At 55.1% G+C, this 15,116-nt stretch carries 13 protein-coding genes; 8 read left to right on the top strand and 5 right to left on the bottom strand.

Features of this window, described 5'->3' with window-relative positions; genetic code table 11:
* Positions 1–11: 11 nt before the first annotated feature.
* On the bottom strand, positions 12–1,400 hold the full coding sequence (locus RE6C_RS23415) for a DUF1552 domain-containing protein (protein ID WP_008660626.1): 1,389 nt from the start codon (positions 1,398–1,400) through the stop codon (positions 12–14).
* Positions 1,397–3,778: a DUF1592 domain-containing protein gene (locus RE6C_RS23410; protein ID WP_236618465.1), complete on the bottom strand. Its 2,382-nt coding sequence runs from the start codon at positions 3,776–3,778 to the stop codon at positions 1,397–1,399. Before RE6C_RS23410 ends, RE6C_RS23415 begins: the two co-directional genes overlap by 4 nt.
* 680 nt (positions 3,779–4,458) lie before the next feature.
* On the opposite strand from RE6C_RS23410, the gene RE6C_RS23400 reads away from it, so the two are divergent.
* The 8 genes from RE6C_RS23400 (at position 4,459) to RE6C_RS23360 (ending at position 12,687) form a co-directional block, all read left to right on the top strand.
* Entirely contained in the window at positions 4,459–5,160 is a 702-nt protein-coding gene (locus RE6C_RS23400; protein WP_008660623.1) for an SGNH/GDSL hydrolase family protein, read from the top strand.
* Positions 5,161–5,369: 209 nt separating this feature from the next.
* Positions 5,370–6,605, top strand: coding sequence for an FG-GAP and VCBS repeat-containing protein (locus RE6C_RS23395; protein ID WP_236618464.1), 1,236 nt, complete (start codon positions 5,370–5,372; stop codon positions 6,603–6,605).
* 441 nt (positions 6,606–7,046) lie between these two features.
* Positions 7,047–7,625 carry a hypothetical protein gene (locus tag RE6C_RS23385; protein WP_236618463.1) on the top strand — a complete coding sequence of 193 codons (579 nt, stop codon included), beginning with the start codon at positions 7,047–7,049 and terminating at the stop codon, positions 7,623–7,625.
* 115 nt (positions 7,626–7,740) lie between these two features.
* Positions 7,741–8,247 carry a hypothetical protein gene (locus RE6C_RS23380; RefSeq protein ID WP_008660618.1) on the top strand — a complete coding sequence of 169 codons (507 nt, stop codon included), beginning with the start codon at positions 7,741–7,743 and terminating at the stop codon, positions 8,245–8,247.
* 195 nt (positions 8,248–8,442) lie between these two features.
* Complete coding sequence (locus RE6C_RS33070) at positions 8,443–8,943, top strand: hypothetical protein (RefSeq protein WP_236618462.1); 501 nt, start codon at positions 8,443–8,445, stop codon at positions 8,941–8,943.
* 225 nt (positions 8,944–9,168) lie between these two features.
* Complete coding sequence (locus RE6C_RS23370; protein ID WP_236618461.1) at positions 9,169–10,104, top strand: DUF1559 family PulG-like putative transporter; 936 nt, start codon at positions 9,169–9,171, stop codon at positions 10,102–10,104.
* A 63-nt stretch (positions 10,105–10,167) separates the two neighbouring features.
* On the top strand, positions 10,168–10,392 hold the full coding sequence (locus tag RE6C_RS23365; protein WP_039963131.1) for a hypothetical protein: 225 nt from the start codon (positions 10,168–10,170) through the stop codon (positions 10,390–10,392).
* Between the two features lie 54 nt (positions 10,393–10,446).
* Positions 10,447–12,687: a serine/threonine protein kinase gene (locus tag RE6C_RS23360; RefSeq protein ID WP_008660612.1), complete on the top strand. Its 2,241-nt coding sequence runs from the start codon at positions 10,447–10,449 to the stop codon at positions 12,685–12,687.
* Between the two features lie 369 nt (positions 12,688–13,056).
* Here RE6C_RS23360 and RE6C_RS23350 read toward each other — a convergent pair whose 3' ends face one another.
* From RE6C_RS23350 to RE6C_RS23340, 3 genes are all read right to left on the bottom strand, one after another.
* Positions 13,057–13,548, bottom strand: a complete 492-nt coding sequence (locus RE6C_RS23350; protein ID WP_039963128.1) for a hypothetical protein — start codon at positions 13,546–13,548, stop codon at positions 13,057–13,059.
* Between the two features lie 2 nt (positions 13,549–13,550).
* On the bottom strand, positions 13,551–14,636 hold the full coding sequence (locus RE6C_RS23345; RefSeq protein ID WP_008660608.1) for a hypothetical protein: 1,086 nt from the start codon (positions 14,634–14,636) through the stop codon (positions 13,551–13,553).
* Between the two features lie 93 nt (positions 14,637–14,729).
* Positions 14,730–15,008, bottom strand: coding sequence for a DNA-directed RNA polymerase subunit alpha C-terminal domain-containing protein (locus RE6C_RS23340; RefSeq protein ID WP_007326741.1), 279 nt, complete (start codon positions 15,006–15,008; stop codon positions 14,730–14,732).
* Positions 15,009–15,116 lie beyond the last annotated feature (108 nt).

Below are 15,116 nucleotides of genomic sequence, written 5' to 3'. Positions count from 1 at the left end.
CAAACCTTCGCCTATCCCAATCCTTGCAAAACCCCGCTGCTATCGCCAAAGCGATCCGCGTTCGCCCCCATCTGCTTCATCATCCACAGATAAAGATTGCACAGCGGCGTGCCATTTTTATAACGCACATGCTGACCAGCACGAATGCGTCCGCCACCGCCACCAGCCAACAGGATCGGCAAATCATCGTGGTTGTGCCGATCCCCATCACTGATCCCGCTGCCATACACGATCATGCAGTGATCCAACAATGAGCCATCGCCCTCGCGAATCAGCTTCAACCGAGACAACAGGTAATTGAATCGCTCCGCATGAAACGAATTGATCTTCGCAATCTCAGCCTGCTTGTGCTCGCTTTTGCCGTGGTGCGAAAGCTCATGGTGCCCTTCGTTGACCCCGATCTCTTTGTAAGCCCGATTGCTTCCCGCGTTGGTGAACATGAACGACAAAATTCGCGTGCTGTCGGTTTGGTAAGCCAACGCCACCATGTCCATCATCAAATCGCTGTGCCGCGACAACTCCTGAGGCACACCGCTGGGTCGCGACAACTCCTGAGGCACACCGCTGGGTCGTGGATAATCCGGTACGCCTTCCTCGGTCAGCCCCAATTTTTCGGCGCCGTCCAATCGCTTTTCAACATCACGAATGGAATACAGGTATTCGTCCAACTTGCGCCGATCGACGATCGGCAAATGAGCATGCAAACGCTTCGCATCGCTGGCGACAAAATCCAGGATGCTCTTTCGATACTTCTCTCGTTCGCTCTTGGCCCGGCGAGTTTCCTTGACGGTTTGCCCCGCGAACAATCGATCAAACAAAGCCCGCGGGTCGGTCTCTTTCGCCATCGGATTGGTCGGCCCACGCCATGACATGTTCGATGCGTACGCGCAACTGTAGCCACTGTCACAATTGCCAGCCTGGCTGCTCGCTTCCAACCCCAGTTCCAAGGAAGCAAACCGCGTTCGATCGCCCACGTACTGAGCCGCGACCTGATCGACCGACACTCCGTTTTGAATGTCAGCCCCGTTGGTCTTTCGAGGGTGAGCCCCCGTCAAGAAAGCCGCCACGCTGCGTGCGTGATCGCCGCCTCCATCGCCATGCGCCCGAGCCCCATCCAGGGTCAGCCCCGACAACACACTGATCGAATCCTTGTTCTCAGCCAGCTTCTGCAACGTCGGCGTCAGCTCAAATTCGCGACCATCTTTCTGCGGCGTCCAGGCTGGCATGTGCATGCCATTGGGCACATAGAAAAATCCCATCCGCAACGGCGGCGGCCCACCATCCGAAGTGGCCGCCAGCAATCGGGTCGGACTCATCACATCCAACAAAGGCAATGCCACCGCGGTCCCCAACCCACGAAGCAGAAAACGTCGCGACAAAGTACGAGGCGAATGACTCATGGTTCTCGGTACCCTTGCTTCTGAAAAGGATCGCTCTGAATGATCGCTGCGATCAAGTAAGCAAATTTGTAGTCGTGCGCACGAACATCTGCCGTGATCTTGTCGAGCGCACACTTGTCATAATATTCCGTTCCACGCCCCAACGCGTAGATCAACATCTTCTCAGCCAAACATCGAACAAACTGTTCGCTTCGCTGCGTCGTCAACAAATCTCGCAACCCATTGATACCATCAAACGAAGTCCCGTCGGGCATCGAACCGCTGGCGTCAATCTCATCGCGCCCATCACGAGTTCGCCAACGCCCCACGGCGTCAAAGTTCTCGAGTGCAAACCCGAGCGGATCCATCATGTTGTGACACGCCGCGCACGCTGGGTTGGACCGGTGCTGCTCCATGCGTTCGCGAAGAGTCCCCACCAACTTCCCCTTCTCAAGCTCGGGAATGTTTGGCGGTGCCGGCGGAGGAGGTGTGTTGAGCAAATTGTCCAGGATCCACTTCCCACGTTTCACTGGGCTGGTCCGTGTCGGATTGCTGGTCACCGTCAAAACGCTGGCGTGGGTCAGCAACCCGCCTCGCGGTGTCCCCGACAACGACACCTTGCGGAATTCACTTCCGCGAACGTCATTGATTCCATAAAATTTCGCGAGCGTTTCGTTCATGTAAGTGAAGTCGGCACTCAACAATTCCGTGACCGGCAAATTGTTTCGCATCACTTCGGAAAAGAACATCAGCGTTTCCACCCGCATCGCCTCGCGAACTTCATCGTCGAAACCACGATAGATGCGTGTGTCCGGCTGAACGATTTCCAAGTTGCGAAGCTGCAACCACTGCGAAGCAAAGTTGTCAACGAAGCGACTCGCCTTGGGACTCTTGATCATCCGCCCGACTTTCTCCAGCAACATCCGGCGATCACGAAGCTGACCGCGATGCGCCATTCGCAACAGCTCATCGTCCGGCATGCTGCTCCACAAAAAGTACGAAATTCGGGTCGCCAACTCATACTGATTGATCAGCGGCATCACACCATCTGGGCCTGGCTTCCGTGGGCGTTCGACTCGAAACAGGAAGTACGGCGAGACCAAAACGGCTTGCATCGCGACTTGCATGCTCTCTTCAAATGAACCTCCGTTCTCATGCACTTGAGAAGCCAATCCAACCAATCGCGCGAGTTCTGATTGACCAATTGGCCGGCGATAAGCCCGGCTCGCAAATCGCCCCAACACCGCTTTCGCAGCCCGTTCAAACTCCCGGTCATTGCCCGGGGTTTCAAACAACAGCACTCGATGAGTCACCGGCAAATCAGGCGAAGAAACAAATTGACTGCGTTGCTCAACGCCACTCACCTTCACATGGTGAACGTGCAGGTTGCGATCGATCTTGTCTTTGACGTAGTAGTCATTCAAAAACGAGATATCGATTTGGCGGGTGCCTTTCCCCAATCGAAACGCGACCGTCTTGTCCGTTGGCTCGCTTTCTTTCACCTCCACGGGAATCGCTCGTCGCCCGTCCGTGACTTCCACTCGAACCGGTTCATCGCCGCCTTGGTCTCCACTCAGACTCAGCACCAACGTGTAGGTCCCGCTGAACGGAGCATCGAACTGCAGCGTGACCGTGCCATTCGATGACATCACCAAGTGACTCCGGACGTTGAATTTGTCCGCCCCAATCAAGGTCGCCGGAGAACGTTCCAACTCAAACAGTTCTGGGGGTGGCGGCGTGTAGATCGCTTCGCCCATGATCGTCTCCGCCGCATCAAGGTACTTCTCCATCAGCAACGGAGGCAACGAAAGCACATCACCAATGTTGTCGAATCCGTAGCCAACATCGTCGCCGGGAAAATCATCTGCCGGAGCGTAATCAACTCCCACCAAATCGCGAATCGTGTTGCGATACTCAGCCCGATTCAGCCGCCGCAGAGTGACTTTGCCGGCGTTGGGATTCTGCACGCAATCGATCGCATTGGCCAATTCATCGATCAGTTCGATCATCCGAGTCCGACTGGACAGATCCATCACATCCGAATCGGCCGGTGGCATGGTACCCAAACGCACCTGCGCCAAAGCCCGCATCCAATGGTCACGACCTTGGACCAACTTCGCCGCCGTGTCGTCCGCTTCCAACGACACGCCGCCTTCACCATCCTCGGCACCATGACAGTCGTAGCAGTAAGTCCGCAACAGCGGCAACAACTGCTCACGGAATTTGACTTCACTGGCAAGTTCATCCGCCACCAGGACGCTACCGCCGACGAAACAAACGATCAACGCAGCAACGCAGGCGAGCAAGCCACGTTGCGCGAATCTCGCGGCTCGAGGCAGCCGAACAAAAAGAAGTCGCGAGACACGATGATCAACAGGATGAATGGACACACTTTGCATCCCACCATTTTACCAAGCCACACCTGGTGAGCGTGCACAATCCACAGGCGAATTGCTCACCCCGCTATCGGCAGAGTCGCCACAACCCGGCCATCCAATACAACCACCCACTACAGTAACAAGTGGCATAGGTTTCCAGCCTGTGATTGCCCTGAACACTACCCGAAAGCCAATGCAATTCAACGAACCAAGCAAGCCGGCGGGGCCCGGCAGAGCCATCAGAGCCGACAGAGCAACGGGGATGGCCTACATGGGATGCATTGAACCTGATAAGCCCGGAAGCTGGCTGGCACTTTCCGGAAATGCATCGACCCGTTTGTACGTCGATGGCGATTTCGACGGTACTGTCTCGGCTCACGATTCCCCTTCGCTCTTCTCTCTGTGCGTGTCGGGGTTCGCGCGTCACGAATCAATCCATTCAATTTCTTCGATTGGTTACACTTTATTTGACGCTGGCATAGGCAGAAGCGACGTACCGGCGGAACTTTACTCGGACGGTACCGAGCGACGAGTGACGAAGAAGGGCAATAGTTACAGTCGATGGTGCGTCCTCCAGCAGCAATAGGCGGCCCATACGATGAACCGAAATCTCGGAGTCGCTGTTCCCTAGCAACGGAAAATCAATCGCCGCGTCGCAGTTATCGCGGCCGTTTTTTGGAGAGAGGTAAAACGGACAAGAGATGAAAACTTTGCTGACCATATCGCTATTGCTCACCGGCATTCTTTGCCCGACGCTTCCTGCCCAAGACGAAGCGAAAGAAGCCGACTTGCCGAAGGTGCTGATCATAGGCGACTCAATATCCCTGGCATTCACTCCTCATGTCGCGCGGCAGCTAGACGGAAAGGCTACCGTCAAACACAACCAAGGAAACGCTCAACACTCGGGCACAGGTTTGGCAAAGTTAGATCAGTGGATTGGCGATACCCATTGGGACGTCATTCATTTCAACTGGGGTTTATGGGATCTCTGTTACCGCCACCCGAAATCGAAGGTGCAAGGACGCAGAGACAAAGTCAATGGCACGCTCACCACCACGTTGGAGCAGTACGAGAAGAATCTTGATGAACTCGTCTCCCGCCTTAAGAAAACAGACGCGAAACTGATCTGGGCAAATACGACCGTTGTTCCGGAAAAGGAAGCAGGTCGCGTCAGGGGCGACGACGTGAAATACAATGAAGCCGCGGCAAGAATCATGAACAAGCATGGCATCACCACGAATGATCTTCACTCTCTCACCAAGACGTTTCCTGCCGACCAATTCGATGGCCCAGGCAATGTCCACTATACACAGCAGGGTTATCAAAAGATTGGACAACAGGTGGCGGAGCATATTTTGACAGTTCTGGAGAGCGAACAAAGAGAGTCGGCCAACAAGCAATAGCCGCATCCTCGTGTAGGTCCCAACAGCCTTTTGCGCAGAATATAGTTTCGGTTCTCGGTTGCCCATCGAGACCTCCCCAATACGGAATTCTCTTGGTCACTCGAGAACAAGTGATCAGTCCCGCCAAAGTGCTTGATCTACCTCCGCTCTTTCTTCCGGTTCAGATTCGAATTCACCGCGTTTGCCCTGAGCAGGAGTTTTCCAAGACCATGAAGACGACACTGGGTTTCGTTATCGCTGCCATCTTTTGGGCAGGGACGCTGCTGGGTCAAGAGAAGCAACAAGCTGACTTTGTTACCTGGAAACAACATGTCGGAATCCCTGGTCCGAGTGGCTGGCGCGTCAACGTGATTCAGCCTGACCCGAAGGACCACGGTCCCGACGGTTTCAACCACCACGATTGGGATGCTGATGGTGACCTGGATGTCTTGGTGCACTTCGAAGAGGGAGGATACAGCCGGTTGTATTTCAATCCCGGCAAGGACCGCATCCGCGAACTTTGGACCGACTACATTCAGCTGGAGAGGCACGGCAAGTGCGAGGACTCAGGCATCGGTGACCTGGATGCCGATGGTGACATCGACTACATCGCCAATGGCGGGCACGTCTATTTCAACCCTGGTGCGAAAGACCTGAGCGATTCAAAGAAATGGATCAAGATGACACTCTTCAAGAGTGAAGCACGCACTCCCGTCGTCAGTGACGTCGATGGCGACGGCCTGAATGACCTCATCGTCGGAGCCAAGGCTTGGTACCGGCAACCGACTGAGAACAAACACGATGCTACCCAATGGAAACGCTACGAACTTGGCGAAGCCAACTGGCCGATGAGCTGCATCATCAACGACATCGATGGCGACGGGGACGATGACATCATCGTTCAGGAACGCAAAAACCAAGGGACCTTTTATTACGAGAACCCTGGTCAAGAGAAGGTCAGCGAACCTTGGCCGGTCACGATGATCGATGCTGAAAAGAATGGCATGTTCATGGCCCTCGGCGATGTCAACGGCGACGGGCGTCTCGATTTGGTGAAAGCCAGCGGCTTGGGTGCAGTGCACATCTACCTGCGCACGAACGACATGGGTGCCCCGGTCTACAAGAAGATCGAGGTGCCTCCGCCAGCCCAACCGGGCAGCGTCAAGGTAAAGCCCAAACCCAAGGGAGTTGCGATCCTTGAACTCAACGGCGATCCGACGCATCCTGAAATTGCAATCATCCCCGAGTATGAGGCGCAGTTGTGGTACTTGACGATGTCCGGCGACGGAATGTCGCCGAAGGATTGGACCAACACTCTGATGGATATGCCGAGTCCAGAGTCACGCAAGAAGATGGACAATGCCTTCCTGGTCGATCTCGACGGGGATGGCGATCTGGACATCGCGACGACGGAAGAGAACGGAGGCTGGGGCGTCATCTGGTTCGAAAATCCAGCGAAGAATTAACGAGGCCCTGACGGCGGAGAACCGATCACGACAATGATCTTTCAAACTCCAGCATCAAATCGCAAGTCAAATCGGGACAGGGGTCCGGTTGCCTGGCGTTCTTCCGCACCACTTTGCATGCGGGACCGCACGAAGCGGTTCGCTGCGAAGCCCCAAACGCTTGCCGGCGTTGTGCCAGGTCCTACAAGCCCTCGGCGGTCCGGCACTCGATCGTTACCCCCGCCGTCATGGAGAGACGCTCCATCAGCCAGGCAAAACTAGCCCATTGCAGCTCATGGCAAAGCCCCGAGCGAAAGGGCAGGAGGGTATAAAGTTCCGGCCACCTTCCTAATTCCGACGCTTGAGTGAGGAACGGCAACACATCCCCACGCTTGCACATCCGAGGCGGAGGCGGGAAAACGGAGCCGGAACAATCTCATCCCAACCCCATCGCAAGGACGCATGACAATGCAACGATTGGCCATCTACACCACCGCGGTGGCAGCTTGCCTGCTTGTGACCCCAACAGTGCTCGCACTCACGGTTGCCTATGGTCAACGAGACATGCAGAAGGCCGGCCCCGGCTGGGTTGGAGGTTGGCTATCCGCCCACGGCAACACCGCCTACTTCTGTGGCGACACGGAACGACTCAACCACCAATTGGCAGCAATCGCCCAGTCAAATTTGGGGCATTCCGCTGCAAAGGTCGTGTTGCATGCCGGCAAAAATTCAATTGACGACCCGATTGAGCAGCCCCTGACAGGCTTCGGTGAAAGAGCGCCCGATCGACTGCCGATCGACTGGTCTGTTCGCAGATCATGTCCCTCTTCTGATGTTCTGCGTGGACGTTGCCAATGCAACCGGCGATCGGTCACGGTTGATATTTGGATTGCCAATGACGTCGAGCTCGACTCGCTCTCCATCCCACCCCAATTCATCGTCGAATCCGGTGGTGAAATCGATGCGTTCGTCGATCGACAGGAAATCAATAAACGACAAAAAAGCGAGCAACCAAACGTTGCACCGAAGACACACCATTGAGGTTTCGTAAAAAGACAGTCGAAACCCCTGGCCCCATGGCGGGTGAACTTTCCAGCTGAAATCTTCCCAAGATCGACCGTCACCGGCCGAATGGTACTTCATCCGATCCCTCCGGTTGGTCGATAAACTGTTCGATCGCAATCCCGAACGCAAGGAAGACACCGTGAAACTTCGCAAAGCAATCTGCATCGCACTTGTTGCATCTTCTTTCGCTCTGGTCATCGTCGTTGCCGGAATTCGGGACGCTCGCGATGAAACTGCTTCCATGCAAATGGCGGCGGCGAGCATGACTGTCTCGCCCGCAGAGCCTGCGACCTATTTCGTGACGCGGCCAATCCGAGAACAGCGTGAGAAAACGGTCAACTACACCGTGACCAAGCCCGTTTACGAACAACGCACCAAAACCGTGCGCTACACGCAAATGACGCCAGTGCGTGAAACCCGAACCAAACGGGATGATGTGACGGGGCAAACCACCGAATACGCTGTCTGCAAGATGGTGCCGAAAACAAAGGAAAAGACGGTCAACTACACGGTCTGCAAAATGGTTCCCGAACAACGCACCAAGAACATCTTGTACACCGTCACTCGAATGGTGCGAGAAGAACGAATCCTGGACTAAGCAGCTACGCAGGTGCTTTCGGGAATGTTAGCCGATTAGCGTTAACAATGGTTCCTACGCGCAAACGGCTCCCAAAATGAAACCCAATCAGCACTGCCCAGATGCCTAAAACGCAATTCAGGGCTCGCTGACCGTGGGGCTGGCACCCAGGGCGACTGCGTCTTTCTCCCAATTCCATACAACCTGGAAACTTCAATGGATGACAGTTTACTTTTCGCCTTCAAAATGCTTGGAGGGTTGGTGGGCTTTGCACTCGGCGCCGGGATTGGAAGCTTGGTAGGTGCGATCTGGCTCAGACTCGCTGCAACATGGCTCAATTTTGCAGACATACCTTATTGGACAGCCTTTCGTTGCTCGCTCGTTTCCGGTTTAGTCGTTGCGTCAATCAACCTGGCAGTGGGCTTCAACCACGGACTGTCATTCCGACTTCTGGCAGACGATTCTTTTCAGATGAACAGTTTACCATTTCAGTATGGCCCAACATTCTTCCTATACAGCATCATCCTTGGTTTGATGCTGACGGCAGTGATTTTTCGAAGAATCATTCAAGCAAAGAGCGACAATCAGCTCATGGCATTTGGCGACGCGGTATCGCTGGCTTCGTTGTATTACACGATTTCGTTCCTCGCTTTCGTCATTTGTGGTGCTGTTGTTTTCCTTGCAATCGCAATCCTTCTTTCGTTCATAGGTGGCTAGCTCCACTACGGACCAAGACAGAATCATGATCGAGACCGGGCCTGTTTGCTCGGGCATCCCTTACACCTTCATTCACATGGCGTTTGAGTGCAGGTCGATGCCGCAGTAGAATGAATTGTTCGCAGCGTACAGATTCACCTTGGGTGAAACATGCGTGCACGCTCGAAGGGTCAGGGCCAACTGTCAGCATGCTGGAGTCTTTCGATGCGACAACCGAAACACGGCGTGAGCGTTGAACTCCCTGCCGCGTTCACCGATTTCATGCGTGATGTGCATCAGCGTGTTGCCGATGGCGACAAAGCTGCCACCACAATCGAATCCAGCGATCTTCTGCAGTGTGATCGCGTCTACGGCGGCCTCTATGACAGCGCCAAACGGAGATATGGTTTTCGCTACTTTCACACGGATGAACACACTCGGGATTTTGACCTCCACCTGGACGATATCTCTGCGATCGCAACCGGATCAACAACGCACTTGAACCTCTGGCAATGCAAAAAGGGCTGCGGGTGTTTACACGCGTCCGAAAATTCCTACTGCACTCATTGCGATTCGATTCGCCACTTTGACGACTACGAATCTCGGTTGCGAATTCACGAACCGCATGCCGACGACAATACACGCAAACTGATGGCGAACCTTCGCAAAGTTGGATTAGCGATCCTCGACTACCACCACGAGCACGATCACTTCCCACCCCATACCACCCATGATGATTCCGGTAGTCGACTTCATAGTTGGCGGTCTCTCATCCTTCCGCATCTTGGCGAAGACGCAATCTTTGACATGATTGCTTTTGACCAACCTTGGGATTCCGAATGCAACAGAAAGGTCTGGAACCATCGACCGTCAGCTTATTCCTCAGACGATCGCGACGTGCCGCTGACGCAGATAGTGGCGGTTGTCGGCTCAGAGACGATCTGGCCAAATTCTCAGCACCGTGCATGGTCCGAAATCAAAACTGGCACGTCACACACGATCGCTGCTGTGAGATCGAATCGATTGACTACAAACTGGATGCAACCATTGGACTCAGACATTGACGCAACGGTGAACGACTTCCAGGAAAACGATCAAATGTTAGCCGTGTTTGTAGACGGCCACGTAGAAACTTTTCGAGACGTATCGAAAGAACGATTCCGCGAACTATTTTTCATTTAGAACGCCAACACAGCCGGGTCAGGCGACGGGATTCAATGCCCTTGAGTCGCGAAACCGGGTGTTGTGACGCTGAACAAACTCTCGCGATCGGCTGATCTCAAACGCTACCGGACCGAAGTTCTAACTGACCTGTTGCTTTTTTCTGATACAAGGGCAGTGAAAAAATCAGGGCTTCATCTGGCCGGGCGTGCCCTGCCAGATGAAGCGAAATCTTTGGGGGCACTCCAACCCAAAGCGGTCGAACAAAGCATTTCCTGGGCGAAACCGGATTTCTATGATTCGCTGTGATTTCGATTAGGCTACGGTTCGCAAATTGCGAAGTTTCCTCCCTAGCTTTCCAGCATGAATCCACTGAAACGGCTGAACCGGTCCCGAAATTCACGGGTGCATCCCGATGCCCACATCACGTGGGCCTCGCGGAGCATTTCCACGACGGTCACCCGAACCGGCCTGTACCTTCAAAAGCGGCTTTGGATCTGGCCGATCGTTGCCGTCATCGTGTTGTCGACCATCGGCTATTTCATGGGCAATGCGATTGAATCAACGATCAAAGGCAACGTCAGCTCAGGGATGCAAACGATGGTCGATCTGGAAGCCGAAATGCTGACCAAATGGTTCAGCGTGCAAGAGTCCGCGGCCGAGGCGTTGGCCAATGACGCCACCGTGCGACGAACGGTCTACCAGTTGTTTCAAACGGATCAGCCTGCTTCGCCCCCCGCGTCGCCCGGCGACCCACACAAGGAACTGGCGGCCGAACTGGGCCCCGCGATGTCGGCTCATGACTTCGATAGTTTTCTCTTGATTGACAAGTCCAAACGAATCGTCTCGGCAACCCATGCCGCTTTGGTGGGTGAGCAAGGTATTTCGGAATACGAACCATTCATTGACCGGGCACTGGCAGGCGAAGCGTTCGTCTCCCCTCCGTTCCCCAGCGTCGTGATGATGAAGGACGCGGATGGACGATCCCGTATGGGCGTGCCAACCATGTATGTCTGCGCCCCGATTCGCGATCCTTCCTTTCAGGTGGTGGGAGTGCTTGCGCTGCAGATTCGTCCCGAACGCGAGTTCATTCCGATCCTTCAGCTTGGTCGGACGGGTGCCTCGGGTGAGACCTATGCCTTCAATGAAGACGGCATCATGATCAGCAACAGCCGCTTCGACGAAGAGCTCATCCTGCTGGGTCTGTTACCGGACCAACCTCATTCGCATTCGATCCTGCAGATGTCCGTGCGTGACCCTGGTGCCGATATGACGCGAGGTTTCCGCCCCGACCGTCGCCGGTCTCAGTTGCCGCTGACGACCATGGCAGCCGATGCAGTCGCGGGCAATTCAGGCCTGAATGTGGACGGCTATCGTGACTACCGAGGGGTGAACGTGATCGGGGCATGGCGGTGGTTGCCGAAGTATCAAATGGGCGTTGCGATTGAAGTCGATGCCGATCAAGCGTTCCGCCCAATTGTGATCTTGAAACGAACGTTCTTGACGATCTTCATCTTATTGCTGTTGTGCGCGATCGTAATTTTCGCGTTCACACTGATCGTCGCTCGACTGCAACGTCAATCGCGGGAAGCAGTGATCGAAGCCCAGCAATTGGGCCAATACACACTGGATCAAAAACTCGGCGAAGGCGCGATGGGCGTTGTGTACAAAGGCCACCACTCGATGCTGCGGCGTCCCACCGCGATCAAGCTGTTGCATGCCGACAAAGTGAACGACACCTCGATCGCTCGGTTCGAACGGGAGGTCCAAATCACCTGCCAATTGAACCACGCCAACACAATCGCCATCTACGATTACGGTCGCACTCCCGAGGGAGTGTTCTACTATGCGATGGAATACCTCGACGGAATCGACCTTCAAGACCTCGTCAACAAGTACGGGACTCAATCCGAGGCCCGCGTGATTCATATTCTGCTGCAGATCTGCGGGTCTCTGTTCGAAGCCCATTCGCAAGGCTTGGTCCATCGCGACATCAAACCTGCCAATGTGATGTTGAATCGGCGCGGTTGTGAACCTGATGTGGTCAAGGTCTTGGACTTTGGTTTGGTCAAAGCCGTCGACCGCACCGAAGGATCACCCGCGAACGAAGGGAGCTCGATGTCGGGGACGCCGTTGTACATGTCACCTGAGGCCATCCAGGCACCGATGACCGTTGACGCTTGCAGCGACATCTACGCCGTCGGTGCCGTCGGCTATTTCCTGCTGACGGGCAAGCCAGTGTTTGAAGCAGCCAATTTGGTCGACCTATGTCAAAAACACATTGAAGAAACGCCTGTCCCGCCGTCGCAGCGTGGCAACGCCAAAGTATCCAGCCAACTCGAAGACGCGATCATGGCATGCCTGGAAAAGTCACGTGCGAAGCGACCGCAAACAGCACGTGACCTTGGGATCCTGATCTCGAAATGTGAAGCCGCGAGCGAATGGACGATCGAGGAGGCCGATCGATGGTGGGGGCGGCACGAACGCGGATCCGAAAACAAAGTCTCCGCAACATCGAAATCTGAACCGTCGCCCACCGAATCGGTTGCGATGGACGTCACGATGGACCAGTCTTCCAATGAATCACCAAACGACAATTTCTAGTCGAAGGATTAGGACCGAAGTGTCGCCGCATGAACGTCAATGGTGGAAGCGAAGCCAACACCTTTCTGATTTGTTTTTCTAGGCGAAGTTGATTCCATGCAGCTCTACCGTGCCTTTGCTGAGATGGAAGTTCGCAACGGAAAATCCATGCTGGAAAACTGCCTCAATAAGAAGATTGATCGATCGGCAAGCCAAACACACCGCCCAATACTCAGACCTGCAACTTGCCGCCACTTCGCTGTTTGACGATTGCAGCCTGAATGTGCCTCGACGGCTTCCGAAGGTTGGCACCACACTCGCTGAGGGCCCCGGAATCAGCAGCAAAACAGAATCGACTTGGTGTTGCCGTCCCCTTACTGCGACGAGCCGCTAGGACCGCGAGCGACGGCCGCGTAGCCGTGAGATGACCGACGGAAGTTTCGCTGCGAGCGATTTTCGCTGAGGTGCATCATGACGCTGCTCGAGCGGAACCGGGTCGGTGATCAATTCCTGATTCAACTCCGGCTGGTGCGTGACCAGATAAAACGGTTGCTCGGCGACGATCTCGCGACCGTCGGCCAAGAACACTCGCACGCGAATTTTCCAGTGGATCTGCATCAGGTGGCCCTGATAGCTGAGCGGCGAGGCAGGCAGCACACACTGGATCTCGTGACGGTCGTTTAGCGGGAGTCGCTCAAGATCCGAACGGTCGTATCGCTGGAAGTGATGGACTCCAAGGTCCTCGTCGCCTTTTCCCTCGGTGTGCCAAAGCACCGAGATCTCGACGCTCTGCAATTCCTCGAGTTCGACCCGACTGATACGCCAGCCTGCTTTCAACTGGCAGCCGGCCGCATAAGATCCGTCATCACGACAGACCGACACATTCACCGCGGGCTGTCGGGAGGCGACATGAGCGGCGGATGGACGAGCAGCGGGAAACTTCGGCAGAACGATGGCCACGGACGGGACTCTCCGGAAACTAGCAGTCGCCACCTGACGACGTTGTTGGTTGCAGCAAATGAATGCATCACGTTTTCAGGCAGCTCGAATGACAATTGTTGCTCCCAGGGCCCGCGGGGGTCAACACGGACCGTTTTTTCCTTCAGCAATTCTTGCCGCAGTGCCACATGATGATCACTGCGAACGTCCGTGCCCTGGCGAAAAAACGACTCTTCTTCGCAAACCAACTCGATTTTCAGCCATTTTAGGTGCATCTTGCCCATTTGCGAGACAAACAGCTCGTACTGGCCACCGGGCTGCAGCGGGTGGTCACTGATTTCCACGACCGTCGCCCCGACCCCGGCGACCTGCCGGACCTGCTTCAAAAACACCCGCAGAGACCAAACCGCAACACACGAAAACGGCACCATCAGCACCGCCAAAATGGGCCGAGGCATGTCGTACCACCAACCGGACACCACCACCGCCAACAGCACCAAACACAGGCAATTCCAGCCCAATGCCAGCGCCGCGGAACCAAACACGCTCATCCGTCCAGTCGAGATCGAGGCCAACCGAAAGCGAAGCCGCTCGCCGGGACTCTCATTCATTCCCTGGCGACGGGGAACCGTTGGTAATTCGGGAAATTCCTGAGGGTCGAATTCCGGTTCGAACGATTGCGAAGACTCTTCGGCCGCCGAATCTCGCCCGGCCAACGATCGAGTCTCATCGATTGCTCGTTTCCGACTGGCCGAAAGACGCTCTTGGCTGAATCCAAGGTGCAGCAATCGGTAGCCAAGCCCGAAAACTCCAGACGCGATGGAAGCAACCGAAACGACCGCAACCACCCATCGCCCCCATCTTCCGCCGCCCTGAGTCAGGTTGGACTCCAGAACCCGACGGGCCTCTTCGGGAAGATCGATGCCGATACGAGACATCATCGCGGATGAAACGATGACCAACGCCAGAACAAAAACGCCCAGCAGGATCAATCCAAGGTAGAACGCGAGTTCACCAAGAATGCCACGCATCGCCCCGGTCCGCGAACGGCGTCCCCGTTTCTTACTCCAGGGACGCAGTAGCGTTCTCGACCAGGATCGTCTCACAAAGGACTACCGTAGCAATCAGTTGGCGGTCGAAACGGCCTGACGGCCAGGGCGATAGAACCCAAGTTGCTCAAGGGCGTCGTAGACTTCTTCGAGAGTCTTTTCGCCGAAGTTGCTGATTTTCAGCAAACGTCGAGGCGTCGCGTTGAGAAGGTCGCGAACGGTCAAAATGCCGGTCTCTTCCAGGCAGTTTGTGGTTCGAACGGTCAAACCCATTTCCGCGATGCTCAGATCGAGACGTTCACGGCGCAGTCGGGCTTCTTCCTCAGCCTTACTCAATGGAATGCGGGTCTTCATGAGAATCCTTTCACGAAAGGGTGCAATGGCGACAAAAAATGTGCAGATCGTCTTGTAAAGATAACCAATTCATACGCCCTGACAATGGCAACGCCTCGCAATCTTGGA

This window comes from Rhodopirellula europaea 6C, assembly GCF_000338295.1.
Lineage (GTDB): Bacteria > Planctomycetota > Planctomycetia > Pirellulales > Pirellulaceae > Rhodopirellula > Rhodopirellula europaea.
Note: the sequence above shows the minus strand (reverse complement) of the source record. Positions and strands in the feature narration are given on the sequence as shown.

Bases quoted from the DNA above. Each gene is read 5' to 3' on its own strand.
- RE6C_RS23415 (WP_008660626.1), bottom strand. From the start codon at position 1,400: ATGAGTCATTCGCCTCGTACTTTGTCGCGACGTTTTCTGCTTCGTGGG.
- RE6C_RS23410 (WP_236618465.1), bottom strand. From the start codon at position 3,778: ATGCAAAGTGTGTCCATTCATCCTGTTGATCATCGTGTCTCGCGACTT.
- RE6C_RS23400 (WP_008660623.1), top strand. From the start codon at position 4,459: ATGAAAACTTTGCTGACCATATCGCTATTGCTCACCGGCATTCTTTGC.
- RE6C_RS23395 (WP_236618464.1), top strand. From the start codon at position 5,370: ATGAAGACGACACTGGGTTTCGTTATCGCTGCCATCTTTTGGGCAGGG.
- RE6C_RS23385 (WP_236618463.1), top strand. From the start codon at position 7,047: ATGACAATGCAACGATTGGCCATCTACACCACCGCGGTGGCAGCTTGC.
- RE6C_RS33070 (WP_236618462.1), top strand. From the start codon at position 8,443: ATGGATGACAGTTTACTTTTCGCCTTCAAAATGCTTGGAGGGTTGGTG.
- RE6C_RS23360 (WP_008660612.1), top strand. From the start codon at position 10,447: ATGAATCCACTGAAACGGCTGAACCGGTCCCGAAATTCACGGGTGCAT.
- RE6C_RS23345 (WP_008660608.1), bottom strand. From the start codon at position 14,636: ATGCGTGGCATTCTTGGTGAACTCGCGTTCTACCTTGGATTGATCCTG.
- RE6C_RS23340 (WP_007326741.1), bottom strand. From the start codon at position 15,008: ATGAAGACCCGCATTCCATTGAGTAAGGCTGAGGAAGAAGCCCGACTG.